21 protein-coding genes and 1 tRNA gene are annotated in these 19,860 nt (G+C 71.0%); 9 read left to right on the forward strand and 13 right to left on the reverse strand.

Translation table 11 applies throughout. The features are described from left to right. Nucleotides 1-231: 231 nt before the first annotated feature. The gene (gene dcd / locus SACE_RS34875; protein ID WP_009944507.1) at nt 232-813 is read right to left on the reverse strand and encodes a dCTP deaminase; all 582 of its coding nucleotides are present in this window, start codon (nt 811-813) and stop codon (nt 232-234) included. Nucleotides 814-891: 78 nt separating this feature from the next. Here dcd and SACE_RS34880 point away from each other — a divergent pair. Continuing rightward, nucleotides 892-962: transfer RNA gene (locus SACE_RS34880), tRNA-Gly, on the forward strand. A 177-nt stretch (nt 963-1,139) separates the two neighbouring features. On the opposite strand, the gene SACE_RS34885 is transcribed toward SACE_RS34880, so the two are convergent. After that, nucleotides 1,140-1,760 carry a DUF4232 domain-containing protein gene (locus tag SACE_RS34885; RefSeq protein WP_009944506.1) on the reverse strand — a complete coding sequence of 207 codons (621 nt, stop codon included), beginning with the start codon at nt 1,758-1,760 and terminating at the stop codon, nt 1,140-1,142. Nucleotides 1,761-2,029: 269 nt separating this feature from the next. On the opposite strand from SACE_RS34885, the gene SACE_RS34890 reads away from it, so the two are divergent. From SACE_RS34890 to SACE_RS34900, 3 genes are all read left to right on the forward strand, one after another. Next, nucleotides 2,030-2,569 (forward strand): DinB family protein, encoded by a 540-nt coding sequence (locus SACE_RS34890; protein ID WP_031334115.1) that lies wholly within the window; start codon nt 2,030-2,032, stop codon nt 2,567-2,569. Nucleotides 2,570-2,627: 58 nt separating this feature from the next. Then, nucleotides 2,628-3,407, forward strand: a complete 780-nt coding sequence (locus SACE_RS34895) for a MerR family transcriptional regulator (protein ID WP_009944505.1) — start codon at nt 2,628-2,630, stop codon at nt 3,405-3,407. A 62-nt stretch (nt 3,408-3,469) separates the two neighbouring features. After that, nucleotides 3,470-3,994, forward strand: coding sequence for a hypothetical protein (locus SACE_RS34900; RefSeq protein WP_231849881.1), 525 nt, complete (start codon nt 3,470-3,472; stop codon nt 3,992-3,994). 45 nt (nt 3,995-4,039) lie between these two features. Here SACE_RS34900 and SACE_RS34905 read toward each other — a convergent pair whose 3' ends face one another. Continuing rightward, entirely contained in the window at nt 4,040-4,858 is an 819-nt protein-coding gene (locus SACE_RS34905; protein ID WP_009944503.1) for a bifunctional allantoicase/(S)-ureidoglycine aminohydrolase, read from the reverse strand. 390 nt (nt 4,859-5,248) lie between these two features. Between SACE_RS34905 and SACE_RS34910 the strand changes: the two genes are divergently transcribed. Further along, complete coding sequence (locus tag SACE_RS34910) at nt 5,249-6,559, forward strand: MFS transporter (protein WP_011875286.1); 1,311 nt, start codon at nt 5,249-5,251, stop codon at nt 6,557-6,559. A 195-nt stretch (nt 6,560-6,754) separates the two neighbouring features. Here the strand turns inward: SACE_RS34910 and SACE_RS34915 are convergent, their stop codons facing one another. Both SACE_RS34915 and SACE_RS34920 read right to left on the reverse strand, forming a co-directional pair. Continuing rightward, nucleotides 6,755-7,801: a GlxA family transcriptional regulator gene (locus tag SACE_RS34915; RefSeq protein WP_173401332.1), complete on the reverse strand. Its 1,047-nt coding sequence runs from the start codon at nt 7,799-7,801 to the stop codon at nt 6,755-6,757. A gap of 118 nt (nt 7,802-7,919) precedes the next feature. Further along, nucleotides 7,920-8,720, reverse strand: coding sequence for a hypothetical protein (locus SACE_RS34920; RefSeq protein ID WP_009944498.1), 801 nt, complete (start codon nt 8,718-8,720; stop codon nt 7,920-7,922). 196 nt (nt 8,721-8,916) lie between these two features. On the opposite strand from SACE_RS34920, the gene SACE_RS34925 reads away from it, so the two are divergent. Further along, nucleotides 8,917-9,537, forward strand: coding sequence for a hypothetical protein (locus tag SACE_RS34925; protein ID WP_143538032.1), 621 nt, complete (start codon nt 8,917-8,919; stop codon nt 9,535-9,537). Nucleotides 9,538-9,634: 97 nt separating this feature from the next. Then, a complete protein-coding gene (locus SACE_RS34930) occupies nt 9,635-10,276 on the forward strand; it encodes an HD domain-containing protein (RefSeq protein ID WP_009944496.1) in 642 nt (213 codons plus the stop codon). Here the strand turns inward: SACE_RS34930 and SACE_RS34935 are convergent, their stop codons facing one another. The 6 genes from SACE_RS34935 to SACE_RS34960 all read right to left on the reverse strand — a co-directional run bounded on the left by SACE_RS34935 (nt 10,277) and on the right by SACE_RS34960 (nt 13,713). Next, the gene (locus SACE_RS34935) at nt 10,277-10,915 is read right to left on the reverse strand and encodes a LysE family translocator (RefSeq protein WP_011875288.1); all 639 of its coding nucleotides are present in this window, start codon (nt 10,913-10,915) and stop codon (nt 10,277-10,279) included. Between the two features lie 72 nt (nt 10,916-10,987). Next, the gene (gene crcB / locus SACE_RS34940; RefSeq protein WP_009944492.1) at nt 10,988-11,371 is read right to left on the reverse strand and encodes a fluoride efflux transporter CrcB; all 384 of its coding nucleotides are present in this window, start codon (nt 11,369-11,371) and stop codon (nt 10,988-10,990) included. After that, nucleotides 11,368-11,709: a DUF190 domain-containing protein gene (locus SACE_RS34945; protein ID WP_009944491.1), complete on the reverse strand. Its 342-nt coding sequence runs from the start codon at nt 11,707-11,709 to the stop codon at nt 11,368-11,370. The genes crcB and SACE_RS34945 overlap by 4 nt, the downstream gene beginning before the upstream one ends. A 7-nt stretch (nt 11,710-11,716) precedes the next feature. After that, nucleotides 11,717-12,145, reverse strand: a complete 429-nt coding sequence (locus SACE_RS34950; RefSeq protein ID WP_009944490.1) for a fluoride efflux transporter FluC — start codon at nt 12,143-12,145, stop codon at nt 11,717-11,719. Beyond that, nucleotides 12,142-12,939 (reverse strand): phosphotransferase, encoded by a 798-nt coding sequence (locus SACE_RS34955; protein ID WP_011875289.1) that lies wholly within the window; start codon nt 12,937-12,939, stop codon nt 12,142-12,144. The genes SACE_RS34950 and SACE_RS34955 overlap by 4 nt, the downstream gene beginning before the upstream one ends. A gap of 18 nt (nt 12,940-12,957) precedes the next feature. After that, entirely contained in the window at nt 12,958-13,713 is a 756-nt protein-coding gene (locus SACE_RS34960) for a MerR family transcriptional regulator (protein ID WP_009944487.1), read from the reverse strand. A 351-nt stretch (nt 13,714-14,064) separates the two neighbouring features. Here SACE_RS34960 and SACE_RS34965 point away from each other — a divergent pair, with 351 nt between their 5' ends. Then, nucleotides 14,065-15,909, forward strand: a complete 1,845-nt coding sequence (locus tag SACE_RS34965) for an acyl-CoA dehydrogenase (protein ID WP_009944486.1) — start codon at nt 14,065-14,067, stop codon at nt 15,907-15,909. A 160-nt stretch (nt 15,910-16,069) separates the two neighbouring features. Here SACE_RS34965 and SACE_RS34970 read toward each other — a convergent pair whose 3' ends face one another. Continuing rightward, complete coding sequence (locus SACE_RS34970; RefSeq protein ID WP_009944485.1) at nt 16,070-17,458, reverse strand: FAD-binding oxidoreductase; 1,389 nt, start codon at nt 17,456-17,458, stop codon at nt 16,070-16,072. A gap of 61 nt (nt 17,459-17,519) precedes the next feature. Between SACE_RS34970 and SACE_RS34975 the strand changes: the two genes are divergently transcribed. After that, the gene (locus SACE_RS34975; protein ID WP_009944484.1) at nt 17,520-18,500 is read left to right on the forward strand and encodes a helix-turn-helix transcriptional regulator; all 981 of its coding nucleotides are present in this window, start codon (nt 17,520-17,522) and stop codon (nt 18,498-18,500) included. Here SACE_RS34975 and SACE_RS34980 read toward each other — a convergent pair. Continuing rightward, complete coding sequence (locus SACE_RS34980; RefSeq protein WP_009944483.1) at nt 18,497-19,849, reverse strand: MFS transporter; 1,353 nt, start codon at nt 19,847-19,849, stop codon at nt 18,497-18,499. The genes SACE_RS34975 and SACE_RS34980 overlap by 4 nt on opposite strands. Nucleotides 19,850-19,860: the final 11 nt, after the last annotated feature.

A 19,860-nucleotide genomic window follows, 5' to 3' on the forward strand; every position in this document is an offset into this window, starting at 1 on the left:
GAACCCGAACTTGACTTCCACGATTCAGAGTGACGCTTCTCACCTTGCCTTCTGAATCGTTCATGTCGTACGTTGCCGCCGCTGACCAGCGGCAACAGCGCGCATCCACCCGGCTACAGCCCGCGACTCGCGGCACTGGCTGCTATCAGCGGCGAGCACCAGCGCCCGATGCCGCCGGGTACGTCAGACCTTGGCGCCTACCCGCGTAAACGCTGCTCGGCCCCTACCCCGTCAGCGCTTCGTGTCCGCGCGAACGAAGTTCAGGTACGCGCGTGACGGTGTCGGCCCCCGCTGGCCCTGGTACCGCGACCCTGCCTGCTTGGTGCCGTACGGGTGGTCGGCGGGACTGGAGAGGCGGAAGAGGCAGAGCTGGCCGATCTTCATGCCGGGCCACAGCGTGATCGGCAGGTTGGCGACGTTGGAGAGTTCGAGCGTGATGTGACCGGAGAAGCCGGGGTCGATGAAGCCCGCCGTGGAGTGCGTCAGCAGCCCCAGCCGCCCCAGCGACGACTTGCCCTCCAGGCGACCGGCGAGGTCGTCGGGCAGGCCGACTAGCTCGAAGGTGGAGCCGAGAACGAACTCGCCCGGGTGCAGCACGAACGGCTCGTCGTCGGGCACCTCCCGCAGCGACGTCAGCTCGTCCTGCTGCTGGGACGGGTCGATGTGGGTGTACTTGGTGTTGTCGAACACCCGGAAGTAGCGGTCCAGCCGCACGTCGATGCTCGACGGCTGGATCATCGCGGCGTCGAACGGATCGAGTTCGAGGCGGCCGTCTTCGAGCTCTTTGCGCAGGTCCCGGTCACTCAGCAACACGCGGCAAGCGTATCGGGCAGCCGGTTGCGGATCTTCGACGCCCATCATGCTAGGCTGTGACGCGCCGGAAGCGGCACTGCGGATGTAGTTCAATGGTAGAACATCAGCTTCCCAAGCTGAGAACGCGGGTTCGATTCCCGTCATCCGCTCAAGACACGAAGGCCCAGGTCAGAGCGTTGATGCTCTCGCCTAGGCCTTCGGTGCTTTTCAGAGCAGTCCTGGGTGCTCAACATCATCCCAACGATGGAGCGATAGCCGCAGCCATCGATTTCCTTCCATGTCGCCAAGCACCCGGAATTTCGATTGCGCCCGACAGGGCTGGCGATTCAGGCCGCCAACTGGTCCGGGTTGTCCGGGGTCTCGCTCGAATCCAGCTGGCCGTTGTTGTTGGCGTCGCCCGGGCTGCCCACGGGGACCTGAGTCGGCAGCTGTGCCGGGCTGACGGGCGTGGCGCTGAGGGAGCTGCCCTTGAGCATCTCGGCAGCCGGCCAGGCGGCAGTCGCCCGGGTGGGCTGGCCCGCTGCCGCGGTCGGCAGGTCGAAGGTCACCGAGGTGGGCACCGAGGGGTTCGGCTCGGCCGCGGTCCGCTGGATGATGCGGGACTCGGCGCGGTGCGAGGCGGTGAGGTTGACCGGCAGCGCCTGCGAGGAATCGGGGGCGACCACCACACCGTCGACCGGAGCGTCGGCGGACGTGAAGGACACGCCGGTGGGGGCGCCCTGCAACGAGCAGTTCGTGGTGGGGCTCGTGGCCGTGTAGGTGATCAGGAAAGCCTCGTGGCCGGCCGCGTGGGAGGGGTCCTTCGTCACCTGGACCCGGACGTCTTCGCTCGAGCACGGCTTGTCGCTAGGGTTCGCGAACGCGGCACCAGCGCCGAACAGGGCGGCTCCGGCGGCGGCACCGGTGACGGCGAGAGCCACGGCAGTACGGCGGAAGTGCTTCATCATCGGAGTTCCTCCTCATCGGTTCGTCATCCCGGAAGACGCGCATCGGCATGTGGGGATGCGTCGGTGTGGGGTCCGCGATGAAGAAGCAACCCGGGCTGTCCCCGTGCGTCTCTGAACGCGCGGAAACAGCGGGCGATATGAAGCCGCGCATTGCGCGCAGCGCATGGCGTCGGGGTCAGGAAATCCTGATGGCGCTTGGATTTTCGTGCTCATCGGGTGGCGTGCCAAATCAGGTGCGTCGGCGGACGGGGCGGTGGCACGATCGCGGTATGTCCGTTTCGCGTGGTGGGTTGTTGCGGTGGCAGTTCGAGCTGAACTGGTCGTTGTTCGAGCTGCACCTGGAGGCGTTGGAGGAAGAGGACTTCCTGTGGGAGCCGGCTCCGGTCGTCTGGACGGTGCGGCCGGGGGCCGACGGGGTGTGGGTGCCGGACTGGGCCGAGTCGGAGCCCGATCCGATCCCGGTGCCGACGATCGGGTGGGTCACCTGGCACATCGGCTGGTGGTGGTCGGTGACCATCGACCACGCGCAGGGACGCGCGCCGCGCGACAGGACGGAGATCACCTGGCCCGGGAACGGGAAAGCGGCCGTCGAGTGGTTGCGGGGTCTGCGTGACGAGTGGCTGGACGTGCTGGGGCGGCTGAAGGAAGCGGATCTGGACGCGCCGGCACCCTTTCCGTGGCAGGACGATCCGGAGAAGTCCGTGGCGCACATGGTCGCCTGGGTGAACGCGGAGCTGATGAAGAACGTCGCCGAGATCGGGCAGTTGCGCCTCGTGCGGGCGGCGGGCGGGGAGTCCGGTCGGGGCTGAGGCGTCGATGCCGGAGAAGCGTTGACCTTGCCGCGACGTCAAGGTCTTTACTCGGTGCATGCGGATTGGTGAGCTCGCCGAGTTGGTCGGGGTGTCGACGCGAACGGTTCGGCACTACCACCGGCGGGGGTTGATGCCGGAGCCCGTGCGCCGGGCCAACGGATACCGGGTGTACGGGCTGCGGGATGCGATCGTGCTGGCGCGGATCCGGCGGCTCACGGAGCTGGGGCTGAGCCTCGACGAGGTCGGGGACGTGCTGGCCGACGATCAGGGGCGTGAGCTGCACGAGATCCTGCTCGCCCTGGACGAAGACCTTGCCGTGCAGGAGCAGCGGATTCGGGAGCGCCGCGGGCGGCTCGCCGTGCTCATCGAGAGCGCCGAGCGGGGAGAACTCGAAGCCGACGATGCGGTTTCCGAAGACATGCGGCGGTTTCTGAGCAAGCGCGACTCGGCAATCCGGGTCCTGCCGGAATCGGAAATGGCCGAGCGCGAGCGCGAGCTGCTGGCGCTGATGGACTCGACCGGCGGTGGCGATCGGCCGCTGGCGGCGATGCTCCCGGTGACGCCGGAGGACGCGGTCCGCGGGCATGAGCTGCACCTCCGGCTCGACGAGTTGGCGGATGCGGCGGTGGACGATCCGCGGGTGGAAGCGTTGGCCGCGGCAATCGTCGAGGGCGTTCCGGCGGAGGTCGTGGCGGCGCTCGAGGCGGAGGGGCTTCGGGACCTCGACATGGGCGACTCGTTCAGCGCCGCCTTGCCGGGGTCGGTCGGCCCGGCACAGGCAGAGGTGTTGAGGCAGGTCATCCGGATGCTCGCCGCTCGGTCGGCGACGTCGTGAACAGGGTCGCGCGGCGGCTGGCCTGGCATCAGGTTCGCGGGCTGGTCTGCCTGGGCGCGTGGTTGCTGCGCCGGCGCATCGGGGTCGGCACGGGTGACGTCGCGCTTGGACATGCGCGCGAGCTGGTGCCGATGGTGCTTGCGCTGGCCTTCGTGCTCGGGTTGGAGACCGCTGTCGTCGGGCTGCTGGTGCCCTGGCCGATCGTGCACGTGCTGGACGTCCTCGCGGTGCTCCAGGTGCTTTCCGTCGCCGCGGTCGCCGTCACGCGGCCGCACCTGGTCGGCGGTGGTCGGCGGCTCCTGCGCGGAGGTGCCCTTTTCGAAGTGGAAGTGCCGCTGACGCTGGTCGAATCCGTGCGCGCCGAACGCGAACGGCACAGCGGCGCGGCGATCCAGTTCGCCGACAAGGATGTCCCGGAGCTGCACATCGCGGTGGGCGGCTGGACAGATGTCGTTGTCAAGCTGGAGAAAGCCGTGTCCGTGACGAAACCGGACGGCACGAGCGGCATGGCGAATCGGGTGCGATTCCGTTGCGACGACGGCAAAAACGCCGTGACCAAGATCCGCGCTGAAGCGGCGCGGGTGTGAGGGGCGCCGCTCGGCGGCTGGGGGTCCGCCGAGCGGCGCCTGGCGTCAGGTCAGCTTGATCTGGCGGTTGACGTCCTTGTAGAGCAGGTACCGGAACTTGCCGGGACCGCCCGCGTAGCAGGCCTGGGGGCAGAAGGCGCGCAACCACATGAAGTCACCGGCCTCGACCTCCACCCAGTCGTCGTTGAGCCGGTAGACGGCCTTGCCCTCCAGGACGTAGATGCCGTGCTCCATCACGTGGGTCTCGGCGAAGGGGATCACCGCGCCCGGCTCGAAGGTGACGATGTTGACGTGCATGTCGTGGGCCAGGTCGGCGGGGTCGACGAACCTCGTGGTCGCCCACGCGCCGTTGGTGTCGGGCATGGGGGTCGGCTCGACGTCCTGCTCCTGCACCGCGAACGCCTTCGGCGTGTAGCCCTCCAGCGGCTCGTAGGCCTTGCGGACCCACTGGAACGTGGCGTTCTCACCCGACTCGTTGGCCACCGACCAGTTCGCGCCGGCGGGCAGGTAGGCGTAGCCGCCCGGGGTGAGGGCGTGCTTGTCGCCTTCGATCTGCACGTCGAGGTTGCCGGTGAGCAGGAACAGCACTGACTCGACGCCGCTCTCCGGCTCCGGCTCGGTGCTGCCGCCGCCCGGCGACACCTCGACGATGTACTGGGCGAACGTGGTGGCGAACCCGGCGATGGGCCTGGCGAGGATCCATGCGCGCGTGCCGTTCCACCCCGGCAGGTTGCTCGTGACGATGTCGCGGAGCACGCCGCGCGGGATGACGGTGTACGCCTCCTTGACGATGGCCCGGTCGGTCAGCAGCGCGGTCTGCGACGGAAGGCCGCCCTCGGGGGCGTAGTACGTCGGCTCGCTCAAGTTGAACTCCTGTCTTGATCGACGTTCACACGCTGCCGTGCAGTGCTGCCGGGTTTGCGCCGCGGGCGGAGCGTTCTCGGACGTCCTCAGAGTAAGGCCCGAGCGCGGCCTCGGATAGCTCTCAGACCCCTACGTATACGTCACACTGCGAGCGTCTGATCGGCGCTGAATCGATTTGGGGCGAGCCTTCCGGGCACCGATGGCACCAGAGGCCGCGGCGAGCAGGGCCAGCGGGTCAGCGGTGGAAGGCGAGCGGCGCTGGGTCAAGAGCACACCCTCAGGACCGCAACCGAGCAACGCTTCCACGGCAGCGCAGCTTGTCCCGATTCTTTCGCATGTTGTCCGTCGGGACACTCGTGGCCGCCGGGCCCGGCGCGCACGCTCGGAGACATGGCACAGAGCATCCGATCTCCCATCGAGAAGCCCCGCATCCACCGCGCGTGGTGGGTGATCACCGCCGCCGGGCTGGCGATCATCGCCGCGGGCGCCTTCACCACGATGTCGGGGCTGCTGGTCACTCCCCTGCACCACGAGTACGGCTGGTCGCACGGCTCCATCAGCGTCGCCGTGTCGGTCAACATGGTGCTCTACGGCCTGACCGCGCCGTTCGCGGCGGCGCTGATGGACCGCTTCGGTATCCGCTCGGTGGTCTCCGGGGCGCTGTCGCTGGTCGCGCTCGGCGCGGTGCTGACCACCGCCATGACCGCGGCGTGGCAGCTCACGCTGTACTGGGGGCTGCTCGTCGGGCTCGGCACCGGGTCGATGGCGATGGCCTTCGCCGCGACCGTCGCCGGCCGCTGGTTCGTGGCCCGCCGCGGGCTGGTCACCGGGATCCTGACGGCCGCGAGCGTGTTCGGGCAGTTCGTGTTCCTGCCCGTGCTGTCCTGGATCGCCGACACCTACCAGTGGCGTGCCTCGCTGGTGACGGTCGCGCTGACGGCCGTCTGCGTCGTGCCGCTGGTGTGGCTGCTGCTGCGCGACCACCCGGCCGACGCCGGCATGAAGGACTACGGCGCGACCGAGTTCGAGAGCAAGCCCGCGCCGGTGCCCGGTGCGGCGCGGCGGACCGTGCGGGTGCTGCTGTCCTCGGCGCGGACCGGGCCGTTCTGGCTGCTGGCGGGCACGTTCGCGATCTGCGGCGCGTCGACCAACGGCATCATGTGGAGCCACTTCGTGCCCGCCGCGAACCACCACGGCATGCCGGTCACGATCGCGTCGTCGCTGCTGGCGATGGTCGGCGTTTTCAACGTGGTGGGCACGGTCGGCTCGGGCTGGCTCACCGACCGCTTCGACGCGCGGTGGCTGCTTGCCGGCTGCTTCGCGCTGCGCGCCGTGGCGCTGATGTGCCTGCCGCTGCTGTTCGCCGCGACGGTGCGGCCGTCGCTGGTGGCGTTCGTCGTCGTCTTCGGCGTGCTCGACGTGGCCACCGTGCCCCCGACGATCGCGCTGGCGCACCGCTTCTACGGCGAGGACGGCGCCATCGTCTTCGGCTGGGTCAACGCCTCGCACCAGCTCGGCGCGGGGCTCATGGCGTTCCTCGGCGGCGTGACCCGCGACCTGTTCGGCTCCTACGACCTGGTGTGGGTCGCCGCGGGCGGGCTCTGCGTGCTGGCGGCGCTGCTCTCCCCGTTGATCCGCGGTGGCAGCGGTGACGGGAACGCGCTCGACACCGAGCGCAGGTCGGCGGTCTGCGTCGACTGAACCGGATTCGGCACAAGGGAGGGATTACTCGTGGACGCACTGGCGATCCTGCTGCCGGCGGTCGTCGCCGGACTGGCCTTCGCGCTGGACGGCACCCTGCTCGTCACGTGGTGGCGGGGCAACCTGGACCGCCCGACGACGCACTAGTCCGGGCATCCGGCGGAAGCGGTGGTGGCTTCGGCCATCACCGCGTTCTCATGTGCCCGCGCCCTGCAGCTCCGCTTCACCGTCCTCGACGACCGAGGTGCCGCGGAAGGTGTTGCGGTAGGCGCTCGGCGAAACCCCCAGCGCGGACTGGAAGTGCTGGCGCAGCGAGGCCGTGGTGCCGAAGCCCGCGTTCTCGGTGACCTGCTCGACCGGCATGTCGGTGTCCTCCAGCAGCTGGCGGGCGCGCTCGATGCGCTGCTGGATCAGCCACTGGCCGGGCGAGATGCCGACCTCCTCCCGGAAGCGGCGGGTGAAGGTGCGCGTGCTCATCGACTCCCTGCTGGCCAGGTCGCTGAGGTTGAGCTGGAGGTGGATGTTCTTGAGGGCCCAGGCGCGGGCGCTGCCCGTCGACGAGCTCTCCGGCTCGGGCACGGGCGTCTTGATGAACTGGGCCTGGCCGCCGTCGCGGTGCGGCGGGACGACCGTCGAGCGCGCCACGTCGTTGGCGATGGCCGCGCCGTGGTCGCTGCGGATCATGTGCAGGCACAGGTCGATCCCGGCGGCTTCGCCCGCCGAGGTCAGCACGTCGCCCTCGTCGGTGTAGAGGACGTCGGGGTCCAGCCGCACAGCGGGGTAGAGCCGCCGGAAGTCCTCGGCGGACTTCCAGTGCGTCGTCGCGCGGCGGCCGTCGAGCATGCCCGCGGCGGCGAGCACGAACGCCCCGGTGCAGATCGAGGCGATCCGGGTGCCCGGACGGATCCTGCCCAGCGCGTCGGCCAGCGGCTCGGGCAGCCTGCCCTCGGTCTCGGTGGCGTCGAACTCGTGCGAGGCGGGGATGATCACGGTGTCGGCGTCGGCCAGGGCTTGCGGACCGTGGTCGACCAGGATCGGGAAGTCGGCGTCGGTGCGCACCGGCCCCGGGACCAGCGCGCATGTCACCAGCTCGTACAGGGCTTCGCCGTCGGCGTCGGCGGCCTGCCCGAAGAGCTGGTGGACCAGGCCCAGCTCCATCGGCAGCAGCCCGTCCCGGACGAGCACCGCGACCCGGTGCCGGGACGCCCCCTCCGACACCCTGGCTCGATTCTTCGTCACCATGGCCTGATTCTGGCAGTCCGGCGGCGTTTTCGACGGCCCCGAGCGGAGCTCGCTCCGATCGGTCCGCCGCCGCGCCCGTCCCTGAACATGCCGGGAGCGTAGTGCCGTCAGTGGTGCTTCACAGGACGACGAACAGGACCGCGGAGAGCGTCGCGCAGGTGGCGGCGGCCGCCAGCATGGCGACGACCGCGCCCCGCCGGGACCGCGGCGCGGGCCTCATGGCCGCCGGGGCCGGAGTCCGCGGTGCCTCACCGTAGGCGGGCTGGCCCCAGGGGAACCGGGGCGAGGCGGGCACCGGCCGGCTTTGCGCGGGCCACGCCGGCTGCGGCCGGCTCGGCGGGGGCGGGACGCTCTGCGTCGTCTCGCTCCGTGGAGGGCCCGCGGGTGGTAGCGCCTGACCGGCGGGTGGTGTCTCTTCGCCGCTGACCGGTGGTGCGTACCCCTGGTCGTAACCGACGACTTCCCCGGCTTCCGCGTACCACCCGGACTCCTGCTCCGCGTCTTCGTCGGCCGCGGGGTAGGGGTCCGCGTCAGGTGGCTGGCCGTAACCCGGGGCAGGCCGCAGGTCCGCGGACGGCACCCACTCGTGGCGTGGCGGAACGAACGGGGAGGGCGCCTGCGACGGGTTCGCCGGTGCGCTCGCGGACATGTCCGGCGGCTGCTCCTGCGCGGAAGCCGTCGCCCCCGCGTTCCACGGCCGTGTGGGACCCTCGACCGGCGGATTCGCCGCCAGTTCCGGCGCGAACGCGCTCACCTGCTGGTTCTGCAGGATCCACGCCCGTATCAGCTGGTCGCCGCGGCGGCGTTCGCGGCGGTCGGCCAGCGTGATCCACAGCGCGCCGAGCGTCAGCAGCAGGCTGATGCCGGCGAGCCCGGCCGACAGCACCGACGCGAGCTTGTCCGCTGTGTCGAGGTCCACGTCCTTCTCCGCAGTTCGCGCGGCACCGGACCGCCCGGGCGCGCCGGGACATCATCGCAATTCATGGCGCCGGAGTTCCAGCGATGGCGTGAAGATCGCGGCGGCAGGCAACCCGGAAGGCGTTCACCACGTCTTCCGGGGTGAAGACGATGTGCACATCGGTCTCCAGATCCGGACCCGAACCTGGAGGTCGAAGATGAGGAGCAAGCTCGTGACCGGCGTGGCCGCGGCGTCGATGGCGGTGCTCTCGCAGGCACCCGCACACGCGCAGGAACCCGGCGTCAAGGCGGACATCGACGGTGACGGCCGCGCCGATCCGGTGTCGTTGCGGCAGGTTTCCGACGACCAGATGCTGCTGCGTGCCGGGCTGAGCGAGGAGTTCACCGACGCCGTGGTGAGCGGCAACGCCCGGGGGCTGCCGCTGATCCCCGTCGACGTCAACGCCGACGGCATCGACGAGGTGATGGTCCCGGAGTCGGTCGGGGCCAACACGGTCATCTACACGACGTGGCGCTACACCCCGGAGGCCGGGCTGCACCCGGTGCGCACCGCCGACGGCAAGCCGCTGACCCTCGCCGAAGGCGGCGGTGCCAGGGCGCTGTCCTCCTACGGCTGCACCCCGGCGGCCGACGGACGCCTGCTGGTCGGGGTGAACGCCTTCGCGACGCCGGACGACTCGGCGTTCGAGGGCGAGCGGGTGACCTACGCGGTTCGCGACGGCGTCGCCACGCTCGTCGCGGACGTCCCGGTCCAGGGCGCGGGCCGCGACGACCCGCGGCTCCAGGCGGACCCGGCGACCTGCGCTCCGCTCGACTGACCCGGGCGACCGACGGGTCGCGCACGCCGCGCGGCCCGTCGGCGGCGCGGAGAATCCGATTGCGCGGCGCTGGCCAGCGCTGAAAACATCGGGGCACGTGAGCGATGAACGCCTGCTGAGCGAGCGCAATCCCCTTCCCACCGCCATTCCCGAGCGGCTTCGGGCGCAGCTGAACTTCCTCGTCGAGGTCGACAAGCTCAAGACCGTGCTGCGGCAGTCGCCGCTGGCCGCGGTGGAGCGCAGGGAGAACGACGCCGAGCACTGCTGGCACCTGGCGATGATGGTGCCGGTGCTGGCCGAGTACTCCGACGAGCCGATCGACGTCGGGCGCACGATCCAGCTCGTCGTGGTGCACGACCTGATCGAGATCTACGCAGGCGACACCCCGCTGTACGACGCCGAGGCGGGTCACGACCAGGAGGCGAGGGAGCGGGCCGCGGCGGACCGGCTGTTCCCGCTGCTCCCGGCCGACCAGGCCGAGCACTTCCGCGCGCTGTGGGACGAGTTCGAGCAGCGCCGGACGCCGGAAGCGCGCTTCGCCAAGGCCATGGACCGCCTCCAGCCGTTCCTGCTCAACTGGATGGCGCGCGGCGGTACCTGGCAGGCACCCGGTGTGACCGTCGACGACGTCCGCAGGCGCAAGTCCGTCATCGGCGACGCGTCGTCGTCGCTGTGGTCCGCGGCGCGGGAGATGATCGACGAGGGCGTGCGTCGCGGCTGGATGCGGCCCTCGGCCTGATCACGTCGCCGCGGCGGCGGGGGTGCGCAGGAGGCGGATGCCGAGGCCGATGAAGGCGACGCCGGTGACGCGGTCGAGGACGCGGCGCACCGCGGGCCTGCCGAGGAAGCCGCGGATGCGGTCGGCCAGGACGACGAACAGGCCCCACCAGACGATGCCGAACGCCACCGTGATCAGGCCGAGCAGCAGGGTCTGGGGCAGGACGGGCATGCCGTCGGAGATGAACTGGGGGAGCAGGCTGACGAAGAACAGCATCGCCTTCGGGTTGGACGCGTTGGTCAGAAAGCCCTGGACGAACGCCCGGCGGTCGCGGGTGCCGTCCTCGACCGGTGCGGGGGCCGACCGCGGGGCGCCGCGGCGCGACGACCACAGGGCCTGCGCACCGAGGAACAGCAGGTAGGCCGCGCCCACCACCTTGACCACCATGAACGCCGTCGCCGACTTCGCGAGCAGGGCCGAGAGCCCCAGCGCCGCCGCGGTGGCGTGCAGGCACACGCCGGTCAGCACGCCCGCCGCCGCGAGCCTGCCCGCGCGCCTGCTCCTGGTCGCGTACCGGAGCACGATGGCGAAGTCCGGGCCGGGTACGACGTAGGTCAGCAGCATGACCAGCAGGAAGCCCGTGAGCAGCGTCAACGACATGGGAAGCAGAGTAGGCGGCAGCGGACGGCCGTCTCCACCGATTTTCCCGCCGTGCCAACGGAATTCGGGGCGTCAGCCGGGCCAGCCGCACACCGCCGCGGCGACCACCACGCCGAGCACTCCCGCCCCGATGCCGGCGAGCACCGTCGTGACCGCGTTGAGCGCCGACAGGAGCCGCGCGCCCTCGGTGAACAGCCGCACGGTCTCGTAGCCGAAGGTGCTGTAGGTGGTCAGGGAGCCGCAGAACCCCACGCCCACGAGGAGCTGCACCGCCGGCGCCTGCACGCCGGAGAGCGCGGCGCCGGTGAGCACGCCGAGCACGAACGAGCCGACGACGTTCACCGTCAGCGTCCCGAACGGGAAGACCGCGTCGTGCCTGCGCTGGATCCAGCGGTCGAGAAGGAACCGCACGCACGCGCCGACCGCTCCACCCACCGCGACCAGCACGAACGTCACGTTTCCTCCTCACGGCCGCCGACGACCACCTCGACGTGCTCCAGCAGCACCAATCCCCCGGCGACCAGTTCGCGGAGCTGCGGCAGGAAGTCCCGGATCCGCTGCTCGGTGTCGACGATGACCACCGCGACCGGCAGGTCCTCGCTCAGCGAAAGAACCCGCGTGGTGTGGATCGCCGAGGACGCGCCGAAGCCCTCCACGCCCCGGAAGACCGAGGCGCCGGCCAGTCCGGCGCGATGGGCGCGCCGGACGATCTCGTGGAACAGCGGCCGGTGCTCGTAGGTGTCGGCCTCGCTTATGAGCGCGGTGAGCCGCAGCGCGCTGCCGTCGAGCCCCATACGCTCCTCACCTCCTCCAGCCGGTGCAGACGCGGGCGAACACGACCCCGGCGACGACGGCCGCGAGCGCGGCGACCACCGTCGCGCCCAGGTAGACCAGCGCGAGGCCGGGCCGATGGTCGACGACCAGGTGCACGGCGTCGGCTACGTAGGTGGAGAACGTCGTGAACCCTCCGAGCACGCCCACACCGAGGAAGGGGCGTACCAGCCGGTGCGTGCTGACCACCTCGGTGATGACGAACATGAGCACCCCGATGGCGAAGCAGCCCACCACGTTGACGCTCAGCGTCGACCACGGTCCCGGCCACGCCAGCCCGGCGCCGTAGCGCAGCAGCGAGCCGAGGGCGCCGCCGAGCGCGACCGCGCCCAGCACGTCCCAGCTCGCCCCGGCCGGGCGCCACCGCGCCTGCCGCGGGAACGCCGGCTGCTCGGTCATGCGCCTCCAACCGCCGCCCGGGTGCGCACCCAGGCCGTCGCCTGCAACTCCCGCAGGAGCCGGAACGGCTCCAGCTCCCCATCATCACCCCCGTAGGCGCGCAGCGCCTCGGCGCCGTCGAGCCTGCCGGTACCGCGCATGACGGCCAGGTCCCATGAGACCGGGGCGGTGCAGGACTCCTCGAAGTCGGTCCACGTCCACGTGCCTCCCGCGCGCACCAGGTTGCGCGGGTGCGCGTCGCCGTGCACGCGCTGCACCGGGCGCACCGCGGTCACCTCGGGCACGATCCGCTCCAGCGTCCGCGCCATCTCCAGGTCGTCGCGGGTGGCGAAGGGGCTGCGCAGGAACGCCTCGACGTCTCCGATCGGCACGTCCAGCGCCGGTGTCGGGGCGGGGTGGTCCCGCAGGGCTTCGTGCAGCTCGCGCAGGCGGGTGCCGAACTCGGCCGCGCCGGGCAGGCCTTCCGAGATCGCCGGCAGCGGTTCCCAGAAGCTCACCCGCAGGCCGTCGTGGTGGTGCGGCCCAGGCGGCAGGACCGCGCTGGGCCGCACCGCGGGAACCCCGCGCTCGGCCAGGAACGACGTGACCGCGATCTCGCGCGCGACCAGACCGTCCACATCGGAGCGGAGCACGGCCGGGACCAGGACCACCCTGGCGACCACCGGTGCCGGATCGAGCCGGACGACCACGTTGTAGCCGGCGGCCAGCACGACCGGCTCGGACACCCGCACCCCGTGCGCCGCCGCGGCACCGACCGCCGCACGGACCGCTCTCTGCACGCCGTACCCCGCCATCCGCGCATCCTCGCAGGGCTACGCCCCCGCGCGGTTCGCGTTTGCGATGATCGCGTCGCGGACGAACACCGCCAGACCGGGCGCGATCTCGTCGTAGGTGGCGGTGAAGCGCTCGTCCGACACGTACATCTCGCCCAGGCCGCGGTGGATCTCGTACGTGCAGTCGTAGCACCACTTCGTGATGTGGGCGCGGTGCTGCTCGGCCAGGTCCATCGCCCGCTCGCTGTCGGGCGCGACGCCGTCGGTGAACGCCTCGGCCAACGCCGTGCCGATGGCCTGCTGCGACTCCATGAACCGCGCCCAGTCCTGCTTGGTGTAGGACTTCATCCGCTCCTGCGACTGCTTGTACGCGTCCGTGCCGCCCCAGCGCTGTTCGGCCTCCTCCGCGTAGTCGTCGGGGTCGAAGTCCCCGAACAGCTCGAACTTCTCCTCCTGCGTCAGGTTGACGCCCATGTCACTCGCCTCCAGCTCGCGTTCCACCGCCGCGAGCATCCGCCGCAGCCGCTCGATCCGGCCGAGCAACGCGTGCTGCTGCCGCCTCAGGTGATCCTTGGCGTCACCGTCGGCGAGGATGCCCGCGATTTCGTCGAGGCCGAAGCCGAGCTCCCGGTAGAACAGGATCCGGCGCAGCCGGTCCAGGTCGCCGTCGGAGTAGCTGCGGTAGCCCGCGCGCGTCCGGCGGCTCGGCACCAGCAGCCCGACCTCGTCGTAGTGGTGCAGCGTCCGCACCGTCACTCCCGACAGCCGGGCCACCTCGCCCACCGAGTAGCTCACTTCGCCCACCTCCACGGCTCCGAGCCTGCGGCCCCACGCGACGTGAGGGTCAACCTGAATTCCGGCGGTGGCCGCACGGGAACCAGTGTTGCCTTGGTCACTCGCAGTGGGAGCTGCCCCTGCGGCTCCGTGGCCGCACTGTCATCATCCAGACACGCAGAGTGAGAAAATGGCCGGTTGGAACGACTTCGGAGCACGTGGAGTTCCGGATGGCGAAGTCATGCCTGCTTCGCCACAGCACCTTGGCAGAAGTTACCGCCAGGTAATACCCTCTTGTTACCGACGAGTAAGGGCATGGAATCCGGGTGAGCCGGCCCCGCCCGTCCAAAGCGCGCAAGAGGGAGCCTTCGCATGGGCCACTACAAGAGCAACGTCCGCGATCTGGAGTTCAACCTCTTCGAGGTGCTCAAGGTCCAGGAGCGGCTGGGAACCGGTGTTTTCGCGCAGTCCGACGAGGACACCGTGCGCGGTGTGCTCAGTGAGCTGAACGCGCTCGCGACGGGGCCGCTGGCGGAGTCCTTCGAGGAGGGCGACCGCACGCCTGCCGAGTTCGACCCCAAGACGCACTCGGTGACGCTGCCCGAGGCGTTCAAGAAGTCCTACCAGCAGGTCATCGAGGGCGAGTGGTGGCGGCTGGGGCTGCCGGACGAGCTCGGCGGCTACGGCATCCCGCCGACCGTGGTGTGGGCGGCCGCGGAGCTGATCCTCGGCTCCAACCCGGCCATCTACATGTACATGGCGGGCCCGAACTTCGCGACGATCCTCTGGAACAACGGCACCGAGGAGCAGCGCGGCTGGGCCAAGCTGATGATCGACCGCGGCTGGGGCGCCACCATGGTGCTCACCGAGCCGGACGCCGGCTCCGACGTCGGCGCGGGCCGCACCAAGGCGGTCAGGCAGGCCGACGGCTCGTGGCACATCGACGGCGTGAAGCGGTTCATCACCTCCGCCGACCAGGACATGACCGAGAACATCATGCACCTGGTGCTGGCCCGCCCCGAGGGCGAAGGCGTGGAGACCAAGCCGGGCACCAAGGGCCTGAGCCTGTTCCTGGTGCCGAAGTTCCACTTCGACTCCGAGACCGGCGAGCCTGGCGAGCGCAACGGCGCCTTCGTGACCAACGTCGAGCACAAGATGGGCCTGAACGCCTCGGCCACCTGCGAGCTGACCTTCGGCCAGCACGGCACGCCGGCCAAGGGCTGGCTGCTCGGCGAGGTGCACGACGGCATCGCGCAGATGTTCCAGGTCATCGAGTACGCCCGGATGATGGTCGGCACCAAGGCCATCGGCACGCTGTCCACCGGCTACCTCAACGCCCTGGACTACGCCAAGGAGCGCGTGCAGGGTGCGGACCTGACCAAGGCCACCGACAAGACCGCGCCGCGCGTGCCGATCACCAACCACCCCGACGTGCGCCGCATCCTGATGCTGCAGAAGGCCTACGCCGAGGGCCTGCGCGCGGTGTACCTCTACACCGGCACCTACCAGGACCAGGTCGCTCAGGGCAAGGGCGCGGGTGAGGACGTCGCGCTGGCCGAGGCGGTCAACGACCTGCTGCTGCCGATCGTCAAGGGCGTCGGCTCGGAGCGGGCCTACGAGATGCTGACGCTGTCGCTGCAGACCCTGGGCGGCTCCGGCTACCTGCAGGACTACCCGATCGAGCAATACATCCGGGACGCCAAGATCGACAGCCTGTACGAGGGCACCACGGCGATCCAGGCGCAGGACTTCTTCTTCCGCAAGATCGTGCGCAACAACGGCCAGGCGCTGGGCCACCTCGCGGGTGAGATCCAGAAGTCGCTGCAGGCCGAGGGCGCCGACGAGCGGCTGAAGGAGGAGCGCGCGCTGGTCGCCGCGGCCCTGGAGGACGCGCAGGGCATGCTCGGCGCGATCTTCGGGTTCCTGACCTCGTCGCAGGAGGACGTCGACAACCTCTACAAGGTCGGCCAGCACGCGGTGACGCTGCTGCTGAGCATGGGCGACCTGCTCATCGGCTGGATGCTGCTGCGGCAGGCCGAGGTCGCGCTGGCCGCTCTCGACGCGGGCTCGTCGGCCAAGGACAAGCCGTTCTACCAGGGCAAGCTCGCCGCGGCGCGCTTCTTCGCCAAGAACGTGCTGCCGGAGCTGAAGTCCCGCCGCAAGATCGTCGAGGCCGCGGACAACTCCCTGATGGACGTCGACGTGGCGGCGTTCTGACAGCGGGTCCGCGCGCAGGGGTGCTCCGCGCGGACCCGGCCGGTACCGGCTCACGGTGACCGGTCGCAGCACGAGGCCCCTCGGCCGGCCGGCCGGGGGGCCTCGTCGCGTTCCGGAGTCTGTCTTCGACTTCGAAGCGGCGCAGCCGCAAAGACAGGACTCAGCCGCCCGCCGGCGGGATCGGGTGGTTGCTGTGGAACAGCGCGTGCGGGTCGTGGCGGGCCCTCAGCTCCGTGAGGCGCCGGTAGTCGCGCGGTGCGAACGCCGAGCGCACCTGCTCCTCGTCGAGCGGACCGAAGCTGAAGTTGAGCGAGCGCCCGATTTCCTCGCCCCGCCACGGTTCGAGGGCTTCGAGGTGCGTCGCGCGCACGAGGTCTTCCTCGCCGGGTGCGACGGGGGACAGGACCCCCAGCGAGTACCCGGCGTCGCGGTGGCCGACGGCGCTCGCGGTCTTCGGCGGACGGGCCAGCGCGCCGCCGAGGTGGCGGATGCCCACCACGCACATGACCGGCGCCGACGGTCCGGCGAGCTTGGGCAGCGTGGCGAGCGCCTCGGGGTCGAGATCGGGCAGCAGCAGGTTTGCCGACCGGTACGCGTGGGCCTGGTCGGGCTCGTCGAAGACCTTGCTCGACTCGCTGAAGGGCAGCACGCGCAGCGTGTCGCGCAAGCTCGGGCCGAGAGCGCGCAGCGGCTCGACCAGCCTGGCGCCTTCCTCCTCCGCCCCGAGGTAGGCGATCTGGATCTGAGCCACGTGCCGACCTCGCAGCGCCTCCGGCACCACGAGCAGGTCCGGGAACGGCAGCATCGACACCGCCGAGGTCAGCTCCTCCGGCACGTCGGCCGTCCAGCGCCGCCAGGACTCCAGCACGCCGGGCACCTGCTCGACGTCGAAGTACAGACCACCGCCGTACAGCGCGTTGACCGGCACCAGGTCGATCTCCATGCCGGTGACCACGCCGAAGTTGCCGCCACCGCCGCGCAGCGCCCAGAACAGGTCGGGTTCCTCCTCGGGAGTCACGCGCCGCAGGTGCCCGTCGGCGGTGACCAGGTCGAAGCGGCGCACGTGGTCGGAGGCGAACCCGTGGCGCCGGGCCATCAGCCCGACGCCGCCGCCGAGCGTGTAGGAGACCGCGCCCACGCCTGGCGAGCTGCCCGCCAGCGGGGCTAGGCCATGCGGGGCGGCCGCGTCGATCACCTGCTGCCAGTTCGCGCCCGCCTCGACCCACGCCGTGCGGGCCCGTGGATCCACCCGGACGTCCGACATGCGGCGGGTGCCGATCAGCACGCCGCCCTCAAGCGCCGCGTTCAGCCCGTGACCTCCAGCCTGCACCGCCACCCGCGCACCGTGCGCGGCGGCGAACCCGACCGCGGCACGGATGTCCCGCGCGTCGGTCGCACCCACGATCACGGCCGGGCGGTGCGGACCCAGGAGCTGGAACCCGGTCCGTTCGGCGTCGTACTCGGCGGCGTCCGGGGTGAAGACGGGGCCGCGCACGCGGTCGGCGAGCGAGGCGATGGCGGTGCTCAGTTCCGTTGTTGTTCCAGACATACCGCCAAGCTAGGGCGCGTTCCGGACACACCTTGTCCGCAAGCGTGGCAGTCTCGATCGCATGGACGGAGGCTCCACCCGCAAGGGCATGCCGGGACGGCTGCTGCGTCTGCTGTCCCTGCTCCAGAGCAGGCGGGAGTGGTCGGGTGCCGAGCTCGCGGACCGCCTCGGCGTCACCGACCGGACCGTGCGGCGCGACGTCGAGCGGCTGCGGGAGCTGGACTACCCGGTGCGGAGCACCACCGGCACGGCGGGCGGCTACCGGCTGGTGTCCGGCCGCGACCTCCCGCCGCTGCTGCTCGACGACGACGAAGCCGTCGCGGTGGCGATCGGTCTGGCCACGGCCGACAACCGCGGGGTGGCCGGGATCGAGGAGAGCTCGATGCGGGCGCTGGCGAAGCTGGAACAGGTGCTGCCCGCGCGCCTGCGCCCGCGGCTGGCGGCCGTAACCGGCGCGACCGCGGCGGCACCGCACCGCCATCCCACGCCGCGCGTGGACCCGGCCGTCCTGGCCGTGCTGGCCGCGTGCTGCCGGGACCGGGAGATCCTGTCCTTCGACTACCGGGGCCGCGGCGGCGAGCCGAGCGCGCGTCGCGTCGAACCGCACCACCTGGTCACGGTCCAGGGCTTCTGGTACCTGCTCGCCCACGACCCGGACCGCGCGGACTGGCGCACCTTCCGCGTCGACCGGATCGAACGGCCCAGCCCCACCCGACGGCACCACGAACCCCGCGAGCTGCCCGCTCCGGACGCCGCGACCTACCTGACCAGGTCTTTCGCCAGCGCCCGGTACACCTACACGGCGCGGATCAGCGTCGCGCTGCCGGCGGAGGACGTGCGGGCCGGCCTGTTCGCGCCGCTGCCCGGCGACATCGAGGACCACGGCCCCCAGCGGTGCACCGTCCGCGTGAGCGCGGAGTCCCCGGAGCTGGTGACGCAGTACGTCGCGGCCGTCGCCGCGCTCGGCGCGGAGTACAGCCTGGACGCGCCCGGCGAGATCACCCGCCGGGTGCGCGACCTCGGGCGCAGGCTCAGCGGCTAGCCCACGCCGCTGCCCGGCTCGGCCTGCACCGGAGTCCGCTCCCGCGGAGCCGCGCGCAGCACGAGGACCACCAGCGCCGCGACGACCATCACCGCGCCGACCACCCACAGCCCGGCCCGCTGCGAGCCGGTGACGTCGCGCAGCGCACCGGTGATGTAGGGCGCGGCGAAACCGCTGATGTTGCCCAGCGAGTTGATCAGGGCGATGCCGCCCGCCGCCGCCGCGCCGGACAGGAAGTTGCTCGGCAGAGCCCAGAACGTCGGCAGCGCGGCGCAGACACCGACGGCGCAGATCGTCACCGCCACCATCGCGCTGTAGGGGTTGCCCATGTACAGGGCGATGGGAATGCTGACCCCGCCCAGCAGCATCGGCAGCGCCACGTGCCACACGCGCTCGCGGGTGCGGTCGCCGTGGGCGGCCCAGATCACCATCGCGACCGCGCCGACCACGTACGGCACCGCGGTCACCAGCCCGGACTCGACCGTCGTCATCTCGGTGCCGTACTGCTGCTCGAACCCGGCGATGATCGTCGGCAGGAAGAAGCCCAGCGCGTAGAGGCCGTAGGCGATTCCGAAGTAGACGAACGCCAGGGCGATGATCCGCGGGTGCGTCAGCGCCTTGCGCAGCGGCCAGTGGTGGCTCGCCTCGGTCTCGCGGCGCTCGGCCTCCAGCCGCTCGGTCAGCCACCGGCGCTCCTCCGGCTCGAGCCACTTCGCCTGGTCGGGGCGGTCGGTCAGGTAGAACCAGGTGGCCACGGCCAGCAGCATCGCCGGGACGCCCTCGACCACGAACATGAACCGCCAGCCCGACAGCCCGAAGACCCCTTCGCCGCTGCTGATCAGGACGCTGGAGACGGTCGCGCCGATGGCGCTGGAGACCGGCACCGCCGCCATGAACAGCGCCACCGCCTTCGCGCGCTGCGCGGCCGGGAACCAGTAGGTCAGGTACAGGATGATGCCGGGGAAGAAGCCCGCCTCGGCCACGCCGAGCAGGAAGCGCAGCACCACCAGCGTCGTCGCGTTCGGCACGAACGCCATCGCGGTGGCCACCACGCCCCACGAGATCATGATCCTGGCCAGCCACTTGCGGGCGCCGAAGCGGTGCAGCGCGAGGTTGCTGGGCACCTCCAGCACGAGGTAGCCGAGGAAGAAGATCCCCGAGGCGAACCCGAACACGGTGGCCGTGAGCTCGAGCTCCTCGTTCATCCCGTTCGGGCCGGCGAAGCCGATGTTGACCCGGTCCAGGTAGTTGACGAAGTAGAGCAGGCAGAGGAAGGGCATGAGCCGGACCGCGACCTTGCGGACCACGCGGTTCTCCAGCCCGGGTGCGGCGGCTTCGGCGCTGTTCACCGGGCAGTCCT

Origin of the sequence: Saccharopolyspora erythraea NRRL 2338 (assembly GCF_000062885.1) — a bacterium.
Taxonomy (GTDB): domain Bacteria; phylum Actinomycetota; class Actinomycetes; order Mycobacteriales; family Pseudonocardiaceae; genus Saccharopolyspora_D; species Saccharopolyspora_D erythraea.